This window comes from Stenotrophomonas sp. TWI809 (assembly GCF_039673205.1).
Lineage (GTDB): Bacteria > Pseudomonadota > Gammaproteobacteria > Xanthomonadales > Xanthomonadaceae > Stenotrophomonas.
The window spans coordinates 107,759-126,270 of the sequence record NZ_JBDJLE010000003.1; the positions used below are offsets into that span (position 1 = coordinate 107,759).

The following is an 18,512-nucleotide window of genomic DNA, read 5'->3' on the forward strand; positions in this document are numbered from 1 at the left end:
ATGACCTCCCCATCCGACCCGCATCTCAATGGCAACCCGTAGCAAAAGCAGTCAACGCTGGTTGAAAGAGCACTTCGCCGACCCCTTCGTGAAGAAGGCCCAGGCCGAGGGCATGCGCTCGCGCGCGGCCTACAAGCTGGAGGAGTTGCTGCAGCGCGATCGGCTGCTGAAGCCGCACATGGTCGTGGTCGATCTGGGCGCCGCCCCGGGTGGCTGGTCCCAGCAGGTCCGCCGCCAGATCGGCGATACCGGCCGGGTGCTGGCGCTGGACATCCTGGAGATGCCGCCGCTGGCCGGCGTGGAGTTCCTTCACGGTGACTTCAGGGAGCAAGCCGTCCTATCGGAGTTCGAAGCCATGCTGGGGGATCAGCCGGTAGACCTTGTGCTCTCGGATATGGCCCCCAATAAGAGTGGAATGGATGCGGTGGACCAACCGCGGATGATGCACCTGGCGGAGTTGGCGTTGGATTTTGCCGACAACCATCTCAAGCCGGGTGGCGCGTTCCTGATCAAGCTGTTCCAGGGCGTGGGCTTTGACGACTACGTGCGCGAAATGCGCCGCCGGTACGACAAAGTAGTGATCCGCAAGCCTGAAGCCTCCCGGAAGCGCTCGCCCGAGGTGTACGCCTTGGGGCAGGGAAAACGCGCGCAGATCAAGTAAGCTCAACCATACGAATCGCGTCAGGAATTAGAGGAACACCGGAGCCAATGAGGATGAACGACTTGACCAAGAACCTCCTGCTATGGGTGGTCGTCGCCGTCGTGCTGATGGTGGTCTTCCAGAGCTTCTCGCCGAAGAGCAGCGGAGCCGGCGCACAGGGCGCGACGTACTCGCAGTTCCTGGACCAGGTGGACAGCGGCAACGTCCAGAAGGTGACCTTCAGCGGTGACATGCGTGGCGGCACCAATCAGATTTCCTACACCACCCGTGGCGGCCAGTCGGCCACCATCACCGCCCCGTTCGATCGCGACCTGATCAACGTGCTGCGCGGCAAGAACGTGGAAATCGTCCAGGAGGAGCCCTCCAGTGGCATCTCGCTGGGCGCGATCCTGATGAACTTCCTCCCGGTGATCCTGATCATCGGCTTCTGGATATTCATCATGCGCCAGATGCAGGGCGGTGGCGGCGGGGCCAAGGGCGCAATGTCCTTCGGCAAGTCGCGGGCCAAGCTGCAGGGCGAGGACCAGATCAAGGTCACCTTCGCCGACGTTGCCGGGTGCGACGAGGCCAAGGAAGAAGTCGGCGAACTGGTCGATTTCCTGCGCGACCCGACCAAGTTCACCAAGCTGGGCGGCAAGATTCCGCGCGGCGTGCTGATGGTGGGTCCGCCGGGTACCGGCAAGACGCTGCTGGCCCGCGCGATCGCCGGTGAAGCCAAGGTCCCGTTCTTCTCGATCTCCGGTTCGGACTTCGTGGAAATGTTCGTCGGCGTCGGCGCAAGCCGCGTGCGCGACATGTTCGAGCAGGCCAAGAAGCAGGCGCCGTGCATCATCTTCATCGATGAAATCGACGCCGTCGGTCGCCACCGTGGCGCCGGTCTCGGCGGCGGTCATGACGAGCGCGAGCAGACCCTGAACCAGCTGCTGGTCGAGATGGACGGCTTCGAGGGAGGCGAGGGCGTGATCGTCATCGCCGCCACCAACCGTCCCGACGTGCTGGATCCGGCGCTGCTGCGCCCGGGCCGTTTCGACCGCCAGGTCGTGGTCGGCCTGCCGGACGTCAAGGGCCGCGAGCAGATCCTCAAGGTGCATATGCGCAAGCTGCCGCTGGCCGACGATGTCGAGCCGATGGTGATCGCGCGCGGTACCCCGGGCTTCTCCGGTGCGGACCTGGCCAACCTGGCCAACGAAGCAGCACTGTTCGCCGCGCGCGGCGGTGAGAAGGAAGTCCGCATGGACCACTTCGACCGTGCCCGCGACAAGATCCTGATGGGTGCCGAACGTCGTTCAATGGCGATGAGCGAAGAAGAAAAGACGCTCACCGCCTATCACGAAGCTGGCCACGCCATCGTCGGTCGTCTGGTGCCCGAGCACGATCCGGTCTACAAGGTCACCATCATTCCCCGCGGTCGTGCGCTGGGCGTGACGATGTACCTGCCGGAAGGCGACAAGTACTCGATGAACCGGGTGGCGATCGAATCGCAGCTGTGCTCGCTGTACGGCGGTCGTGTGGCCGAAGAGCTGATCTTCGGCACCGACAAGGTCACCACCGGTGCCTCCAACGACATCGAGCGCGCCACCAAGATGGCCCGCAACATGGTCACCAAGTGGGGCCTGTCCGATGAGCTCGGCCCGATCGCCTACGGTGAAGAGGACGATGAAGTGTTCCTCGGCCGTTCGGTGACGCAGCACAAGAGCGTGTCGGATGACACCGCGCGCCGCATCGACGAAGTGGTCCGCAGCATCCTGGACAAGGCGTACGCCCGTACCACCGAACTGCTGACGGCCAATCTCGACAAGCTGCACACGATGTCGCAGCTGCTGCTGCAGTACGAGACCATCGATGCGCCGCAGATCAATGCCGTGATGGAAGGCCGTGATCCGCCGCCGCCGATGGGCTGGGACAAGTCCGCCAGCAACAAGGATGGCGGCAACAACAACGACAAGGGGGGCGATGCCCGTCCCGTGTCGCCGATCGCCGGTCCTGCCGAGCAGATCTGAGGGTGTTGCCCACGTAAGTGACGAAGGCCGGGGAAACCCGGCCTTCGTCGTTTCGGGCAGGTCATAATGACGGTCCGTTTTCGCCCCTCGTTCTGGAGTCGTCATGTCCGCACCCCCGCCGCAGCCGATCTCGCACACCACTGAAATGGTGATCGCCACGATCATTGGCGTGGCCATCGGCCTGACCCGCGACAACTTCCTGCTCGGCGCCGGCATCGGCATCGCGGTTGGCGTGTTGATGAGCATCGCCAAGACCGTCTACGTGGAGCGCAAGCGCCGCCAGCGCTGAATGCTTGCGTGCGCGGCCGGCAGTGGGCACGATGCGCGTGCCCGCGCCGCATGCCGCGGTCGGGCATGGCCGGGGGATCGGCCGACACACTTTCCAGGGGGATGTTCATGCGTCATTCGATGCGCGCAGCCGTTGCTGCGCTGCTGTGCTGTGCCACGCCGGTCATGGCGGCCGAGATCCACGTGCAGGATCCGGTGCCGTTCAACGAGTCGGCGATCATTGCCGAGAACATCAAGGCCGAGTGCCGGATGGGCGCGCAGCTGGCGACCGCGCTGGGCAAGAATGCCCCGGCGCATGGCAACACCATCGTCTTCGGCAGTGATCCGGTGAACACCGGCAGCGGGCACGCGTTGAAGCTGGAGCTGGTGGAAGCGCAGAGCGCAGGCAATGCGTTCACCGGCCACTTCAAGTCGGCGGCCGTGCGCGGCGTGCTGTTCGAGAACGGCCAGCAGGTGGCCACGGTCACCGCACGCCGTGTGTCGCGCGGTGGCGCGTTTGCCGGCTTCAAGGGCTCCTGCGACGTGCTTGAACGCACCGTCAATGCGATCGGCAACGATCTGGCGATCTGGCTGGCCAAGCCGGTCGATGGGGCCCGCCTCGGCGACCTCTGACAGCCGGTCCGGTGCGCCAGCGTAAACTACGCGCTGGCGTACTTCGTGGATCTGCCCATGTTCGATATCTCCCCCCAGCTCGATTGCGGCGGCCGGCTGCTGCGGCTGGATCGCCCGCGGGTCATGGGCATCGTCAACGTCACCCCGGATTCCTTCTCCGACGGCGGTGACCACGACAGCGTGGAGGCTGCGGTCGCGCGCGGCCTGCAACTGGTGGCCGAGGGCGCGGACCTGCTCGACATCGGCGGTGAATCGACCCGGCCAGGCAGTGCGCCGGTGCCGTTGGATGAAGAACTCCGCCGGGTCATCCCGGTGATCGAGCGGTTGGCACGCGAAACCACCGTGCCGATCAGCATCGACACCTTCAAGCCCGAGGTGATGCGCGCAGCGGTCGCGGCCGGTGCCGGCCTGATCAATGACATCCATGCGTTGCGCCAGCCCGGTGCGCTGGACGCCGCCGCCGAACTCGGCGTGCCGGTGGTGCTGATGCACATGCAGGGCGAGCCGGGCAGCATGCAGGACACCCCGCACTACGATGACGTGGTCGCCGAGGTGCATCGCTTCCTGACCGAGCGCATGTTCCAGGCCGAGATGGCCGGCGTGGCCAAGAAGCATCTGATCATCGATCTGGGCTTCGGCTTCGGCAAGACCACCGAACACAACATGATCCTGCTAGCGCGTTCGGAGCGCTTCCTCGAGCTGGGCGTGCCAATGCTGGCCGGCCTGTCGCGCAAGCGCAGCATCGGTGAACTGACCGGTCGTGAGCAGCCGCGTGACCGCGTGGCCGGTTCGGTCGCCGCGCACCTGATCGCGGCCCAGCGTGGCGCGATGCTGCTGCGTGTGCACGATGTCGCCGCCACGGTCGATGCGCTGAAGGTGTGGGCCGCAGTCGATGCCGTGCCGATGCCGCGGGTGTCCGCCGCCCCGGCGATGCCGCGCTGGCCGGACGAGGACTGATGGCCGTCGATCAGCGCCCGCTGGCGATCGCGGTGATGGGCCCGACCGCGTCAGGCAAGACCGCCACCGCGATCGCACTGGCCCAGCAGCTGGACGGTGAGATCGTCAGCGTCGATTCGGCGCTGGTCTATCGCGGGCTGGATATCGGCTCGGCCAAGCCCGATGCGGCCGAGCGCGCACAGGCGCCGCACCATCTGCTCGATGTGCGCGACCCGTGGCAGACCTATTCGGCGGCGGAGTTCGCCAGCGACGCGGCGCGGGCCGTCCGCGACATCATCGCGCGGGGTCGCATGCCGATCCTCGCCGGTGGCACCGGGCTGTATTTCCGCGCGTTGCTACAGGGCCTGTCGCCGATGCCCGAGGCCGATCCGGCGGTGCGCGCACAGATTGCCGCCGAGGCGGCCGAGCAGGGCTGGGCGGCAATGCATGCCCAACTGGCCGGCATCGATCCGGCCGCGGCAAAGCGCATTCACGCCACCGACCCGCAGCGCATCCAGCGGGCACTGGAAGTCCATCGGCTGACCGGTACCCCGATCAGCGAATGGCAGAAGCTGCCCGGCGTCGACCGGCTGCCGGTACGGCCGCTCAAACTGATTCTCGCGCCGCGCGAGCGCACGGTGCTGCACCAGCGCATCGAAACCCGTTTCGACGCGATGCTGGATCACGGCTTCCTGGACGAAGTCCACGCCCTGCGGGCCCTGCCGGCGATGGCCGAGGTGGCCGCGCCGCTGGATCTGCCGGCCGTGCGGGCGGTGGGCTACCGGCAGGCCTGGGAGTATCTGGACGGGCAGGGCACGGCCGAGGCGTTCCGTGAGCGCGGCATCCAGGCCACCCGCCAGCTCGCCAAGCGCCAGCTGACCTGGCTGCGCGGGGAGCTTGATGCGCGCTGGTTCGATCCCCATCTAGACAGGGCTTCCCTGGCGGATGCGGTGTCGACCTTCGTCGCACGCTGAGTCCACGCCTTCATTCGCCCACCCCGTGTACCATCAAGGGTTCCGGCGGGCGGCGGGGGCCGTGGTAACTGCCGGAAGACCATAAAAACAATAATCAGGAGTGTGCAATGTCCAAGGGGCAATCGCTGCAGGATCCGTTTCTGAATGCACTTCGGCGCGAACGCGTGCCGGTGTCGGTGTATCTGGTCAATGGCATCAAGCTGCAGGGAACGATTGAATCGTTCGACCAGTTCGTGGTGCTGCTGCGCAATACGGTGAGCCAGATGGTGTACAAGCACGCCATCTCGACCGTGGTGCCCGCGCGCAACGTGAAGGTCGGGCCCGGAGGTGGTTATGTGCAATCCAATGATGGCGCCGATGGCGTCCAAGGTGATGACGACGTTGAGTGACTGCGTGAAGAATTCTGGAGAACTGCGTGTTTGACCGTTCCAAGCGAGGCGAACACGCACTCCTGATCCAGCCGCATGCCGGCCGGCTCGAAGATGACGTGCTTGAAGAGTTCACCGATCTGGCCCGCTCCGCCGGGGCCAGCATCGCGGCCACGCTGACCGCGCGCATCGATCGGCCCAATCCGTCGATCCTGATCGGCAGCGGCAAGCTGGACGAGGTCAAGGCCGCGGCCGATGCCACCGGCGCCGACCTGATCCTGGTCAACCATGCGCTGTCGCCGGGGCAGGAGCGCAACCTGGAGCGGTTCCTGGAACGGCGCGTGATCGACCGCACCGGGCTGATCCTGGATATCTTCGCCCAGCGTGCGCGCAGCCACGAAGGCAAGCTGCAGGTGGAGCTGGCGCAGCTGCGCCACATGTCCACGCGGCTGATCCGCGGCTGGACCCATCTGGAGCGCCAGCGTGGTGGTTCCATCGGCCTGCGCGGCCCGGGTGAAACCCAGCTGGAAACCGATCGCCGCCTGCTGCAGAAGCGGGTGGAGCAGCTGCAGAAGAAGCTGGAAAAGGTGGAAGTGCAGCGCACCCAGATGCGTCGTGCCCGCCTGCGCAGCGAGCTGCCGCGCGTGGCGCTGGTGGGCTACACCAACGCCGGCAAGTCGACCCTGTTCAACGCATTGACTGGCGCCGAGGCCTTCGCTGCGGACCAGTTGTTCGCGACGTTGGACCCGACCGTGCGCCGCATCGCGCTGCCGGGCGGCAGCGTGGTGCTCGCCGATACCGTCGGCTTCGTCCGCGACCTGCCGCATGATCTGGTGGCCGCGTTCCGGTCGACCCTGTCCGAAGCCCGCGAAGCGGACTTCCTGCTGCACCTCGTCGATGCGGCCGATCCGCACCGTGAGGAGCGCATCGCACAGGTGGATGAAGTGCTGACCGCCATCGGCGCGGGCGATCTGCCGCAGTTGCTGGTGTTCAACAAGATCGACCGCATCGACGGGGCCGACGTGCGTCACGATGCCCAGGACGGCATCCCCGACAACGCGCGCCGCGAGCGGGTCTGGATTTCCGCCCGCGACAACGTTGGCCTGCCGCTCCTGCAGTCCGTGCTGGGCAAGCGCCTGGGCCTGCAGCACGTCAGTGGCGAGCTGCGGCTGCCGCCGAGTGCCGGTCGCCTGCGTTCGCGCCTGCATCAGCTGGAGGTCGTGCGCAGCGAAGCCACCGACGAAGACGGTTGGCTGCTGCAGGTCGAGATCCCGATCGCCGAGGCCGAGAAGCTGGCGGCTGGGGAGGGCGGCGAACCGATCCGCGCGATGCTTCCGGAAAAGCTTCCGGAATGGTGATGCGGGTGCCGGCCGCCGGCTGGCGCCCATGATTCTCCCGGCGGGGCTTCGCCCTCCGTCGCACCCGGCAACACACGACATCACTCACGATTTCGGCTAAAACAGGGGGCGTTCGTCCCCCCGTTGATCCAGGACTTCCCATGACCGTTCCTTCCGACGCCGAGCTGGGCGCCCTCGCCAGTGACGTGGGCCAGCGCCTCCAGCAGGCCTCGCTGCAGCTGGTGACTGCCGAAAGCTGCAGTGGCGGCTGGATCGCCAAGGCGATGACCGATATCGCCGGCTCCTCGGCGTTCTTCGATTGCGGCATGGTGGTCTACAGCTACGAAGCCAAGCAACGCCTGCTGGGCGTGCGCGCGCAGACGCTGGAACAGTTCGGCGCGGTCAGCCGCGAGACCGTGCTGGAAATGGTCTCCGGTGCGCTGATCAATTCCGGTGCCGGCATCGCCGTGGCGGTGACCGGCATTGCCGGGCCGGGCGGTGGCAGCGAGGACAAGCCGGTCGGCAGCGTCTGGATCGGCTGGAAGGGCCGTGGCGGCTACGCGCGTGCGCAGCTGTTCCAGTTCGATGGCGACCGCGAAGCCATACGGCGGCAGACCGTGCAGCAGGCGCTGACGGGAATCTTCCCGCTGTTGTGACATCCTGACCGGGTGTGCTGACAGGAGAGTGGGCCGATGTGGGAAACGCTGGGTACCGTGCGTGACCTGGGGCGATTGCAGGAAATCGCGTCGGTCCTGATCCGCTATGGCTTCGGCGACCTCGTGCGCCGCATCGGCCTGGCCGATGTGCTCGAACGCGCTGGCCGCCTGCTGCACTGGAACGATACCCAGCAGATGCTGCGGATGACCGCGCCTGTGCGCGTGCGCCGCGCGATGGAAGACCTGGGCCCCACCTTCGTCAAACTCGGCCAGGTGCTGGCCACCCGCGTGGACCTGTTTCCGCCGGATTGGATCGCCGAGTTCTCCGAACTGCAGAACGCCGTGCCCGCGCTGCCGTATGCGCAGGTGCGTGAGCAGCTCGAACGTGATCTCGGCGCACCGGCCACCGAGGTGTTCGCGTGGCTCGATGAAACGCCCATGGCCGCGGCCTCGCTGGCACAGGCGCATCGCGCAACGCTGCATGACGGCACCGCCGTGGTGCTGAAGATCCGTCGTCCGGGCATCCGTGACGTCATCGAAGCCGACCTGCGCCTGCTGGCGCGGCTGGCCGAGATCGTGGAGGCGCGCCTGCCCGATCTGCAGCGGTATCGCCCGGCCGAGGTGGTGCAGCAGTTCCAGGTGTCGCTGCGCCGCGAGCTGGATTTTGCCGCCGAATGCCGCAATGCCGAGCGCATCGCGCGCAATTTCCAGGGCCGCGACGACATCCTGATCCCCAACGTGCACTGGCAGTGGACCTGCGAGAGCCTCAACGTGCAGGACTTCGTGGACGGCATTCCCGGCCGCGATCTGGTCGGCGTCGATGCGGCCGGTCTGGACCGCGTGCAGCTGGCCCGCACCGGCGCGCGCATCGTGCTGAAGATGGTGCTGGAGGACGGCTGTTTCCACGCTGATCCGCACCCGGGCAACATCATCTACCTGCGGGATGGCCGCATCGGCGTGATCGATTTCGGCATGGTCGGGGCGATCTCCGAGCAGCGCCGCTTCCAGGTTGCCCAGCTCCTGCATGGCCTGGTCACCCAGGAGCCGGAGCAGGTGGCCGACGTGCTGCTGGACTGGGCCGGTGGCGTGGAAGTGGACGAGTCGCGCCTGCAGCAGGACATCAGCACCTTCGTGGACCAGTACCGCGGGGTCCCGCTGAAGGACCTGCACATGGGCCTGATGCTGGGCAACATCACCCAGCTGCTGCGCCAGTACGCGCTGACCCTGCCGGCCGATCTGGCGCTGATGATCAAGACCTTCCTCACCCTGGAAGGCATGGGCCGCCAGCTGGACCCGCAGTTCGATATGGCCAGCGCCGCGCGCCCGTATCTGGAGCGGGTGATGTGGCAACGCTACTCGCCCGGCGCGATGCTCAAGCGCGGCAAGCGCAGCCTGGTCGGGGTGATGGATCTGGTCGGCGATCTGCCGCGCGATGTCCGCCGCCTGCTGCAGATGGCGCGCCGCGGCCGGCTCCAGCTCAAGATTGAAACCACGGCGCTGCAGGGCTTCGGCGACCAGGTCAACCGCGCGGCGAACCGGCTGGTGATGGGCATCGTGACCGCCGCGCTGATCATCGGCTCCTCGATCGTCATGCACAGTGTCGGCGGCATCTCCAGCCGCTGGCTGCTCGCGCTTGGCGTGGCCGGCTTCATCGGTGCCGGCTTCTGTGGCGTGTGGATCCTGTTTTCGATCTGGCGCAGCGGTAAGAACCCGTAGGGTTCTTACCGCTGGGATCCGCAGGATCCCCGGAATCTCCCGCGTAAGCGGGGGATTACGTGTAGGTCCGACCGTTGGTCGGACGCTCCCTCCTGACCGACCCGTCACCATTTGCCCACCGGTAGAGCCACGCCATGCGTGGCTGCTCCAGCCCGCCGCCGCACCCACCGGTAGAGCCACGCCATGCGTGGCTGCTCCAGCCCGCCGCCGCACCCACCGGTAGAGCCACGCCATGCGTGGCTGCTCCAGCCCGTCACCGCACCCACCGGTAGAGCCACGCCATGCGTGGCTGCTCCAGCCCGTCACCGCACCCACCGGTAGAGCCACGCCATGCGTGGCTGCTCCTCATCCGGCCCCCACGAATGCCTGACCCCAAAGATTGCAGAGGCTAAACGCCGGAGAGCTGGCCGCAAGCGATACGCACCCGCGCCGTCAGACATCGCCGCGCGTTCGCGCGGTCACCGACCAACGGTCGGTGGCTACAGGCATTGCTGGAGGCTTCGGCCGGTGCGGGACAGCCCTTCTTCTATCGGCTCTTCCTCTGCGGGCACTTGCGTGCCCGCATCGTTAGTAGTAATACTACTAACCATGGACCTGACCGATACCCAGCAGGCGATCCTGCAGTTGATCGCCGAGCGTATAGAGACCGATGGCGCACCGCCGTCGCAGACCGAAATCGCCCGCGCGTTCGGCTTCAAGGGCGTCCGCGCAGCCCAGTACCATCTGGAAGCGCTGGAGCAGGCCGGGGCGATCCGTCGCATCCCGGGCCAGGCCCGCGGCATCCGGCTGGTCCAGGCGCCGGCGCTGCAGAACGGCCTGCCCGAATCACTGCCTGCGTCGGCGTTGCCGGACCACGTTCTGCGGCTGCCGGTGCTGGGCCGGGTCGCGGCCGGTCTGCCGATCGGCGCGGATATCGGCTCGGATGATTTCGTGGTGCTGGACCGGGTGTTCTTCTCGCCCGCGCCGGACTACCTGCTGAAGGTGCAGGGCGACTCGATGATCGACGAGGGCATCTTCGACGGCGACCTGATCGGTGTGCACCGCACCCGCGACGCCCGCTCCGGGCAGATCGTGGTGGCCCGCATCGATGACGAGATCACGGTCAAGCTGCTGAAGATGGGCAAGGACCGGATCCGCCTGCTGCCGCGCAACCCCGATTACAAGCCGATCGAAGTGCTGCCCGACCAGGACTTCGCCATCGAAGGCCTCTATTGCGGGTTGCTGCGGCCCAACCGCTGACCCTGTTCCCCATTGAATCACGCGCGGTCTTTTGTGGCACATCTCTGGTTTTGCTGAGGTTGGTACGGATGTCCGATAATTTTTTTCCGAACGCCGGGCAGAATCTCAGCCCGTGCGATACGCCAGCCTTAAAGTGAACCCATGGCCAAGAAGACTTCCAAAGACAGCACCTCCACCGATACGACCTCTGCAAGGACCACTCCGATGGACGAAAACAAAAAGCGCGCCCTCACCGCCGCGCTGAGCCAGATCGAAAAGCAGTTCGGCAAGGGCGCCGTGATGCGCATGGGCGACCGCGTCGTCGAGGCGGTCGAGGTCATCCCCACCGGTTCGCTGATGCTGGATATCGCCCTCGGTATCGGTGGCCTGCCCAAGGGTCGCGTCGTGGAGATCTACGGTCCGGAATCCTCGGGCAAGACCACCCTGACCCTGCAGGCGATCGCCGAGTGCCAGAAGAAGGGCGGTACCGCGGCCTTCATCGATGCCGAGCACGCGCTGGATCCGATCTACGCCGCCAAGCTGGGCGTCAACGTGGACGACCTGCTGCTCTCGCAGCCGGATACCGGTGAGCAGGCGCTGGAAATCGCCGACATGCTGGTGCGCTCCAGCTCGGTGGACATCGTGGTGGTCGACTCGGTCGCCGCGCTGACCCCGAAGGCCGAAATCGAAGGCGAAATGGGCGACCAGCTGCCGGGCCTGCAGGCTCGCCTGATGAGCCAGGCGCTGCGCAAGCTGACCGGCAACATCAAGCGCTCCAACACCCTGGTGGTCTTCATCAACCAGCTGCGCCACAAGATCGGCGTGATGATGCCGGGCCAGAGCCCGGAAGTGACAACCGGCGGCAACGCGCTGAAGTTCTACGCCTCGGTCCGCCTGGACATCCGCCGTATCGGCGCCATCAAGAAGGGCGACGAGATCATCGGCAACCAGACCAAGATCAAGGTGGTCAAGAACAAGCTGGCGCCCCCGTTCAAGCAGGTCATCACCGAGATCCTGTACGGCGAAGGCATCAGCCGCGAAGGCGAACTGATCGACATGGGCGTGGAAGCCAAGCTGGTCGAGAAGGCCGGCGCCTGGTACAGCTACGGCGAAGAGCGCATCGGCCAGGGCAAGGACAACGCCCGCGGCTACCTGCGCGACAACCCGCAGATCGCCCAGCGTCTGGAAGCCGAGCTGCGCGAGAAGTTCCAGCCGGAAGAAGCCGTGCGTGAAGGCGGCGACGAGGCTGAAGACGACGCCGAGTGAGTTTCCTGCGGGGCAGGGCAGCGCCGTCAGTGACGCTCGCCCTGTCCTGCAGTTTCAAGAATCCCCGACGGGATGGCGCCAAGGATGGCGCACTGTAATGGACCGCTGCCATGCAAGACTCCGAAGCCCCCGCACCCCGGCGCAAGCGCCGTGTCCAGGAACAGACGCCGGTCCAGCGGGCGTTGGGGCTGCTGGTGCGCCGCGAACACTCGCGTAAAGAGCTGACCCGCAAACTGCAGGCCCGCGGCATCGAGAACGAGGCCGCCGAAGCAGCGGTCAGCAAGCTGGCCGAGGCCGGCTGGCAGGATGACACCCGCTTTGCCGAGAATCTGGTCCGGATCCGGGCCAACACCGGCTATGGACCGATCCATATCCGCGCCGAACTGGGCACGCATGGCCTGGACAGCGATCAGATCGCTGCGGCCATGGACACCTTCGAAGGCGATTGGACCGAGAATGCCCGCGACCTGGTCTGCCGCCGTTTTGGCGAGGCCGGCCCGCAGGAACTGCCTGCACGGCGTAAAGCCGCGGATCTTCTGGCCCGCCGGGGGTTCCCCGGCGACAGCATCCGCCAGGCCACCCGGTACGACCCTGAGGACTGAGCGGCCCGGGCCTGATACCCTTTGTGGTTTCGGCGGTCCTGCAGTTGACACCCGGCCATTGGGGCTGCGTGCCAGGGACTGACCGGCCCGCACAAAGCCAGCCCCCCATGAACGCATCCGTCAAATTCACTACCTCCCAGATCCGCAGCGATTTCCTTGAGTTCTTCAAGGGCAAAGGCCACACGATCGTGCCGTCGGCGCCCCTGGTGCCGGGCAATGATCCGACCCTGCTGTTCACCAACTCCGGCATGGTGCAGTTCAAGGACGTGTTCCTTGGCGCCGAGAAGCGCAGCTACGTGCGCGCGGCCGACGTCCAGCGCTGCCTGCGCGCCGGTGGCAAGCACAACGATCTGGACCAGGTCGGTTACACCGCCCGCCACCACACCTTCTTTGAAATGCTGGGCAACTGGTCGTTCGGCGATTACTTCAAGAAGGACGCCATCGCCTGGGCCTGGGAGCTGCTGACCCAGGTCTGGAAGCTGCCGGCCGAGCGCCTGCTGGTCACCGTGTACCAGACCGATGACGAGGCCTACGCGCTGTGGCGCGACATGGTCGGCATTCCGGAAGAGCGGATCGTGCGCATCGGCGACAACAAGGGTGCGCCGTTCGCGTCGGACAATTTCTGGCAGATGGCCGAGACCGGTCCGTGCGGCCCGTGTACCGAAATCTTCTATGACCATGGCGACCACATCGCCGGTGGCCCGCCGGGCTCGCCGGATGAAGACGGTGACCGTTTCATCGAGATCTGGAACCTGGTCTTCATGCAGTTCGACCGCCAGCCCGATGGCACCCTGGTGCCGCTGCCGGCCCCGTGCGTGGATACCGGCATGGGCCTGGAGCGTCTGGCCGCGATCCTGCAGCACGTCCACACCAATTACGAAATCGACCTGTTCCAGGCGCTGATCCGCAAGGCCAGCGAGCTGACCGGCATGGCCGATCTGGAGAACAAGTCGCTGCGCGTGATCGCCGATCACATCCGCGCCTGCTCGTTCCTGATCGTCGATGGCGTGCTGCCGTCCAACGAAGGCCGCGGCTACGTGCTGCGCCGGATCATCCGCCGCGCCCTGCGCCATGGCTGGATGCTGGGCGTGCGCCAGCCGTTCTTCAGCAAGCTGGTGCCGACCCTGGTCGAGCAGATGGGCGTGGCCTATCCGGAACTGCCGGCGCAGGCAGACACGGTGGTGCGCGCGCTGCAGGCCGAAGAAGAGCGTTTCGCGGAAACGCTGGATTCGGGCATGAAGATCTTCGACGACGTGGCCGCAAAGGTCAGCAACGGCGTGATCCCGGGCGTGGATGCGTTCCGCCTCTACGACACCTACGGCTTCCCGCTCGATCTCACCCAGGACATCGCGCGCGAGCGTGACCTGATCGTGGACATCGAGGGCTTCAACGCCGCGATGGACACCCAGCGCGAGACCGCGCGCGCGGCCGGCAAGTTCGGCGGCGGCGTGACCCTGTCGGCCGATCTGGTCGCCACGCTCAAGCCGACCGTGTTCCTCGGGTATGACCGCCTGCAGGCCGACGATCTCACCGTGGTCGCCATCCTCAAGGACGGCCGCCCGGTGGAGAGCGCCAAGGCCGGCGACGACGTCATCGTGCTGACCCACCAGACCCCGTTCTACGCCGAATCCGGTGGCCAGGTCGGCGACAACGGCACCCTGTCCGGCGCCGGCGTGCAGGTGGACGTCAGCGATACCCAGAAGTTCGCGGGCCAGTTCCATGGGCACGTCGGCAAGCTCACCGCGGGCAGCCTGAAGGTCGGCGACATGCTGTCCGGTCAGGTCGATGGCCAGCGCCGTGGCGCGACCATCCTCAACCACTCGGCCACCCATCTGCTGCACGCCGCCCTGCGCGAAGTGCTGGGCACCCATGTGCAGCAGAAGGGCTCGCTGGTCGCACCCGATCGCCTGCGCTTCGATTTCTCGCACTTCGCGCCGATCAGCGCCGAGGACCTGGCGATCATCGAGCGCAAGGTCAACGAGCAGGTGCGTGCCAACAACGCCGCTGAAGTCCACAACATGGGCATGCAGGAAGCGCTCGACTTCGGCGCGATGGCGCTGTTCGGCGAGAAGTACGGCGAGCACGTGCGCGTGCTGAAGATGGGCGACTACTCCACCGAACTGTGTGGCGGTACGCATGTCTCGCGCACCGGCGACATTGGTCTGTTCAAGATCACGTCCGAAGGTGGCGTGTCCTCGGGCGTGCGCCGTATCGAAGCGGTGACCGGGCAGGGCGCGTTGGATTATGTGGCCCATGAAGAAGCCCAGCTGAGCGAAGCGGCGGCACTGCTCGGCGGCAACGCCGGCGACGTGGTCGACAAGATCCGCCAGCTCGGCGAGCGCCAGAAGAAGCTCGAGCGCGAGCTCGAGGCGCTCAAGGCCAAGCAGGCGGCCGGTGCGACCGCCGATCTTGGTGGCGCCGCGGTCGAGGTCAACGGCATCAAGATCCTGGCCGCGCGTCTGGAAGGCTTCGATGCCAAGGCGCTGCGCGATGCGATCGACCGGCTCAAGCAGCAGCTCGGCGATGCGGTGATCGTGCTGGCCGGCACCCAGGACGGCAAGGCGGCCCTGGTCGCCGGTGTGAACGGCAGCGCAATGGGCAAGGTCAAGGCCGGGGAACTGTTGGCCCATATCGCCAGTCAGATCGGGGGCAAGGGCGGCGGCCGCCCGGACCTCGCCCAGGGTGGTGGTGAGGACGGGCCCGCCCTTGCTTCTGCACTGGCCGCCGTCGTCGACTGGGTCACCCCCCGTATCTGAACAGCCTGAAGCCTCCTGCTCCTTGATGGGTCGGGAGGCCTGACGGTACTATGGCGAATCTTTTCCCGTTGTCGTGGGGCGCTCTTGCCGGGGCGCCAAGCCGGTGGGGAAATGCCACCACCGGTTCCCCTGGAGACTTGAACAAATGTTGATCCTGACTCGCCGTGTAGGCGAAACCCTGATGATCGGTGACTCGGTCAGCGTGACCGTGCTCGGCGTCAAGGGCAACCAGGTGCGTATCGGTATCACCGCTCCGAAGGACGTGGCCGTGCACCGCGAAGAGATTTATCAGCGGATCCAGCGCGGTGATGAGCCGAATGCATCCGGAAGTGAAAATTCTTCGGATTAAGGCTTTACCTGAGGGCGCGGAAAACGTTATTATTCGCGCCCCCGCTGAGATGATTCATCGCAGCGGCGGACCAAGAACACTGGAGCGGTGCCCGAGTGGCTGAAGGGGCTCCCCTGCTAAGGGAGTATAGGGCTTAAAACTCTATCGAGGGTTCGAATCCCTCCCGCTCCGCCAGTTGTAGAAAAGGCCTTCGTACGCAAGTACGGAGGCCTTTTTCTTTGTGCGATCCGGTTCAAATGGCCGACTTGCAGACCGCCTCGATCCGATGCCCGTCCGGGTCGATCAGAAACGCGGCGTAATAGTGATCGCCATAATCCTCGCGCAGCCCCGGCGCCCCGTTGCAGGTGCCGCCAACCGCCAGTGCATCGCGGTGGAACGCGTCCACCGCCTGGCGCGAGGGCGCTCCAAAGGCCAGGTGGAATCCGGCGCCGGGTGGCGAGGCATCGGCCCGCAGTTTCAGGCACAGCAGATCCTCGTCCTCGACATATCCATACCCGATCGCCTCGTCGTCTTCGAAGACGCGGCGCATGCCCAGCGCACCGAGCGCGGCATCGTGGAAGGCGGCGGCACGCGCGAGATCGCGCACGCCCAGGGAAAGGTGATGCAGCATGGTGGTGCGCTTCCGTGGGGAATGTGGCGCGCAGCGTCGCATGAAACAGGCGGAAGGCGCGCCGCCCGACGCATTCGGATGGCGCATGCAGCCGATCCCCAATCATCATTGGTGCCGACGCGGCGGCTCGGCTACGGTCGTTGTCCTGCGGCGTCCCACCGGGCGCCCCCGTGGAAGGAGCAGGAACATGTCGATGGGACGGAGGTCACTGCGTGGCTGGGTGGTCGTGAGCATGCTGATGGGCATGGTCATGCCGGTCAGTGCCGCCTCGTTGGAAGAGCGGCTGCATCGGGCGGCGGAGAAGGGCGATGCCACTGCGGTGCGTACGCTGCTGGGGCAGGGCGCCCGCGTGGATGCGCGCGGCGTGGCGAAGGCGACACCGTTGCTGGTCGCGACCCACCACAACCACGTGGAGGCCGCACGTGCGCTGATCCAGGCCGGTGCTGACGTCAATGCCAAGGATGCGATCCAGGACAGCCCGTACCTGTACGCCGGTGCGCGAGGGCATCTTGAGATCCTGCGCGCGACACTGAGTGCTGGCGCCGACCTCAAGAGCACCAACCGCTACGGCGGCACCGCACTCATCCCAGCGGCCGAACGCGGGCACGTGGAGACCGTGGCGACGCTGATCGCGGCCGGTGTCGATGTGGATCACATCAACAAGCTGCAGTGGACCGCGCTGCTGGAGGCGATCATCCTCGCCGATGGCGGCCCGCGACATGTGGAGATCGTCCGTCAGCTCATCGCGGCAGGCGCGGATGTGAACCTGCCCGACGGTGAAGGCGTGAGCCCGCTGCAGCATGCACGCCAGCGCGGTTACCGCGAGATGGAGGCGCTGCTTCTGGCAGGGGGTGCGCGTCCGGGCTGAGCGACGCGCAACCGGACAGAGCGGATGGATGTTGCCACTGCGTTGACGCCGCACAGGCATGCTCTGCACCGCTGCTCTGCCAAGGTGTGTGCTTCCCCCCCGCAGAAACAGGAGTCGCCGTGAACGCACGTCGCCACTTCCTTTCCGTTGCCGCCGCCGGCACGGCCGCGTTCGCCGCCGCCCCATTGATGGCGCAGTCGGCCGGCCCGGGCAGCGTCCTGCCCACCCGCGGCCAGGCTTCAGCGAAGCCCTTGCCCGGCAATCCCGCGCGGCAGGGCGGGCGTTACCGGCCGCAGACCCGCCTGGGCCTGGGCGGCGTCGCGATCGGCAATGGGTTTGCGGCCGCGACCGATGCGCAGAGCGAAGCCAGCCTCGCCGCAGCCTATGCGGCGGGCGTGCGCTATTTCGATACGTCACCCTGGTACGGGCTCGGCCTGAGCGAGCGTCGTTATGGCCATCATCTGCACAACCACCCGGCGCGCGAGTACACGCTGTCGACCAAGGTCGGGCGCCTGCTGACGGCGACCGCCGGTGAGTTGCAGGACGTGATGTGGAAGGACCCGTCGCCATTCCATTACCGTTACGACTACTCCGCCGACGGCACGCGGCGTTCGGTGGAGGACAGCCTCAACCGGCTCGGTGTGTCGCAGCTGGACGTGGTCTTCATCCATGACCTCTCGCCGGACAACGAGAAAGACCTGGGCGTGCCTTGGGAGCAGCGTTTCGCGGAAGCAGCGAAGGGCGCGATGCCGGCGCTGACCCGCATGCGCGAGGAGGGGTTGATCAAGGCGTGGGGCTTCGGTGTGAACCGTCCCGAGCCGGCCCTGCGTGCGGTGGCCGAGGCGGATCCGGACATCTTCCTGCTCGCCTGTCAGTACTCGCTGCTGGACCACGAGCAGGCGTTGCATGACACCTTCCCCAGGATCGCCGCACGCGGTGCATCGGTCGTGGTCGGCTCGCCGCTGCTGGCCGGCTACCTGGCCGGGCGTGATCGCTATCTGTATGACGGCAAGGTGCCGTCGTGGGCGCCGGAGAAGCGTGCGAAGGTGCAGGTCCTCTGCGAGCGCCATGGTGTGGATCTGCGCACCGCGGCGCTGCAGTTCGCCGATGCGCCGGAGGTGGTCTCGGCGGTCATTCCCGGCGCGCGGACGCCCGAACAGGTGCTGGCCAATGTCGCCTCCATGTCCGTGGCGATTCCGGCCGCATTCTGGGCCGAGCTCAAGCAGGAGAAGCTGATCGCCTCCGATGCCCCGGTGCCCCGCGGCTGACCCCCACGCCCCGCCTGACCCGGGGCG

The 18,512-nt window shown here is 66.5% G+C and carries 18 protein-coding genes and 1 tRNA gene; 18 read left to right on the forward strand and 1 reads right to left on the reverse strand.

Going from position 1 to position 18,512, the window contains the following annotated elements:
- The first annotated feature begins 28 nt into the window (after window positions 1-28).
- The 16 genes from rlmE (at window position 29) to ABE472_RS03645 (ending at window position 15,913) form a co-directional block, all read left to right on the forward strand.
- Complete coding sequence (gene rlmE, locus ABE472_RS03570; RefSeq protein ID WP_121041780.1) at window positions 29-661, forward strand: 23S rRNA (uridine(2552)-2'-O)-methyltransferase RlmE; 633 nt, start codon at window positions 29-31, stop codon at window positions 659-661.
- Between the two features lie 53 nt (window positions 662-714).
- Window positions 715-2,661, forward strand: coding sequence for an ATP-dependent zinc metalloprotease FtsH (gene ftsH, locus ABE472_RS03575; protein WP_313211994.1), 1,947 nt, complete (start codon window positions 715-717; stop codon window positions 2,659-2,661).
- A gap of 103 nt (window positions 2,662-2,764) precedes the next feature.
- Entirely contained in the window at window positions 2,765-2,950 is a 186-nt protein-coding gene (locus ABE472_RS03580) for a hypothetical protein (protein WP_019183322.1), read from the forward strand.
- 119 nt (window positions 2,951-3,069) lie between these two features.
- On the forward strand, window positions 3,070-3,561 hold the full coding sequence (locus ABE472_RS03585; protein ID WP_313217875.1) for a hypothetical protein: 492 nt from the start codon (window positions 3,070-3,072) through the stop codon (window positions 3,559-3,561).
- Between the two features lie 57 nt (window positions 3,562-3,618).
- Window positions 3,619-4,518: a dihydropteroate synthase gene (folP, locus tag ABE472_RS03590; protein ID WP_346465503.1), complete on the forward strand. Its 900-nt coding sequence runs from the start codon at window positions 3,619-3,621 to the stop codon at window positions 4,516-4,518.
- Window positions 4,518-5,471, forward strand: a complete 954-nt coding sequence (miaA, locus tag ABE472_RS03595) for a tRNA (adenosine(37)-N6)-dimethylallyltransferase MiaA (protein WP_346465505.1) — start codon at window positions 4,518-4,520, stop codon at window positions 5,469-5,471. Before folP ends, miaA begins: the two co-directional genes overlap by 1 nt.
- 107 nt (window positions 5,472-5,578) lie before the next feature.
- Entirely contained in the window at window positions 5,579-5,860 is a 282-nt protein-coding gene (hfq, locus tag ABE472_RS03600; protein WP_123728913.1) for an RNA chaperone Hfq, read from the forward strand.
- Between the two features lie 26 nt (window positions 5,861-5,886).
- On the forward strand, window positions 5,887-7,197 hold the full coding sequence (gene hflX, locus ABE472_RS03605; protein ID WP_313217881.1) for a ribosome rescue GTPase HflX: 1,311 nt from the start codon (window positions 5,887-5,889) through the stop codon (window positions 7,195-7,197).
- A gap of 140 nt (window positions 7,198-7,337) precedes the next feature.
- The gene (locus tag ABE472_RS03610) at window positions 7,338-7,832 is read left to right on the forward strand and encodes a CinA family protein (RefSeq protein ID WP_019183317.1); all 495 of its coding nucleotides are present in this window, start codon (window positions 7,338-7,340) and stop codon (window positions 7,830-7,832) included.
- 36 nt (window positions 7,833-7,868) lie between these two features.
- Window positions 7,869-9,548, forward strand: coding sequence for a 2-polyprenylphenol 6-hydroxylase (ubiB, locus tag ABE472_RS03615; RefSeq protein WP_346465508.1), 1,680 nt, complete (start codon window positions 7,869-7,871; stop codon window positions 9,546-9,548).
- A gap of 588 nt (window positions 9,549-10,136) precedes the next feature.
- Window positions 10,137-10,787, forward strand: coding sequence for a transcriptional repressor LexA (gene lexA, locus ABE472_RS03620; RefSeq protein WP_121041795.1), 651 nt, complete (start codon window positions 10,137-10,139; stop codon window positions 10,785-10,787).
- A 204-nt stretch (window positions 10,788-10,991) separates the two neighbouring features.
- Window positions 10,992-12,032 carry a recombinase RecA gene (gene recA / locus ABE472_RS03625; protein ID WP_123728917.1) on the forward strand — a complete coding sequence of 347 codons (1,041 nt, stop codon included), beginning with the start codon at window positions 10,992-10,994 and terminating at the stop codon, window positions 12,030-12,032.
- A 110-nt stretch (window positions 12,033-12,142) separates the two neighbouring features.
- Window positions 12,143-12,634 (forward strand): recombination regulator RecX, encoded by a 492-nt coding sequence (gene recX / locus ABE472_RS03630; RefSeq protein ID WP_123728918.1) that lies wholly within the window; start codon window positions 12,143-12,145, stop codon window positions 12,632-12,634.
- Window positions 12,635-12,741: 107 nt separating this feature from the next.
- On the forward strand, window positions 12,742-15,390 hold the full coding sequence (alaS, locus tag ABE472_RS03635; protein WP_346465510.1) for an alanine--tRNA ligase: 2,649 nt from the start codon (window positions 12,742-12,744) through the stop codon (window positions 15,388-15,390).
- Window positions 15,391-15,535: 145 nt separating this feature from the next.
- Window positions 15,536-15,739 carry a carbon storage regulator CsrA gene (gene csrA, locus ABE472_RS03640; RefSeq protein ID WP_019183311.1) on the forward strand — a complete coding sequence of 68 codons (204 nt, stop codon included), beginning with the start codon at window positions 15,536-15,538 and terminating at the stop codon, window positions 15,737-15,739.
- 81 nt (window positions 15,740-15,820) lie between these two features.
- Window positions 15,821-15,913 (forward strand) — tRNA-Ser (locus tag ABE472_RS03645).
- 58 nt (window positions 15,914-15,971) lie between these two features.
- On the opposite strand, the gene ABE472_RS03650 is transcribed toward ABE472_RS03645, so the two are convergent.
- Window positions 15,972-16,349 (reverse strand): VOC family protein, encoded by a 378-nt coding sequence (locus ABE472_RS03650; RefSeq protein ID WP_313212552.1) that lies wholly within the window; start codon window positions 16,347-16,349, stop codon window positions 15,972-15,974.
- 187 nt (window positions 16,350-16,536) lie between these two features.
- Here ABE472_RS03650 and ABE472_RS03655 point away from each other — a divergent pair, with 187 nt between their 5' ends.
- A complete protein-coding gene (locus ABE472_RS03655) occupies window positions 16,537-17,217 on the forward strand; it encodes an ankyrin repeat domain-containing protein (RefSeq protein WP_346465512.1) in 681 nt (226 codons plus the stop codon).
- A gap of 119 nt (window positions 17,218-17,336) precedes the next feature.
- The gene (locus tag ABE472_RS03660; RefSeq protein ID WP_346465514.1) at window positions 17,337-18,485 is read left to right on the forward strand and encodes an aldo/keto reductase; all 1,149 of its coding nucleotides are present in this window, start codon (window positions 17,337-17,339) and stop codon (window positions 18,483-18,485) included.
- The last annotated feature ends 27 nt before the right edge of the window (window positions 18,486-18,512 follow it).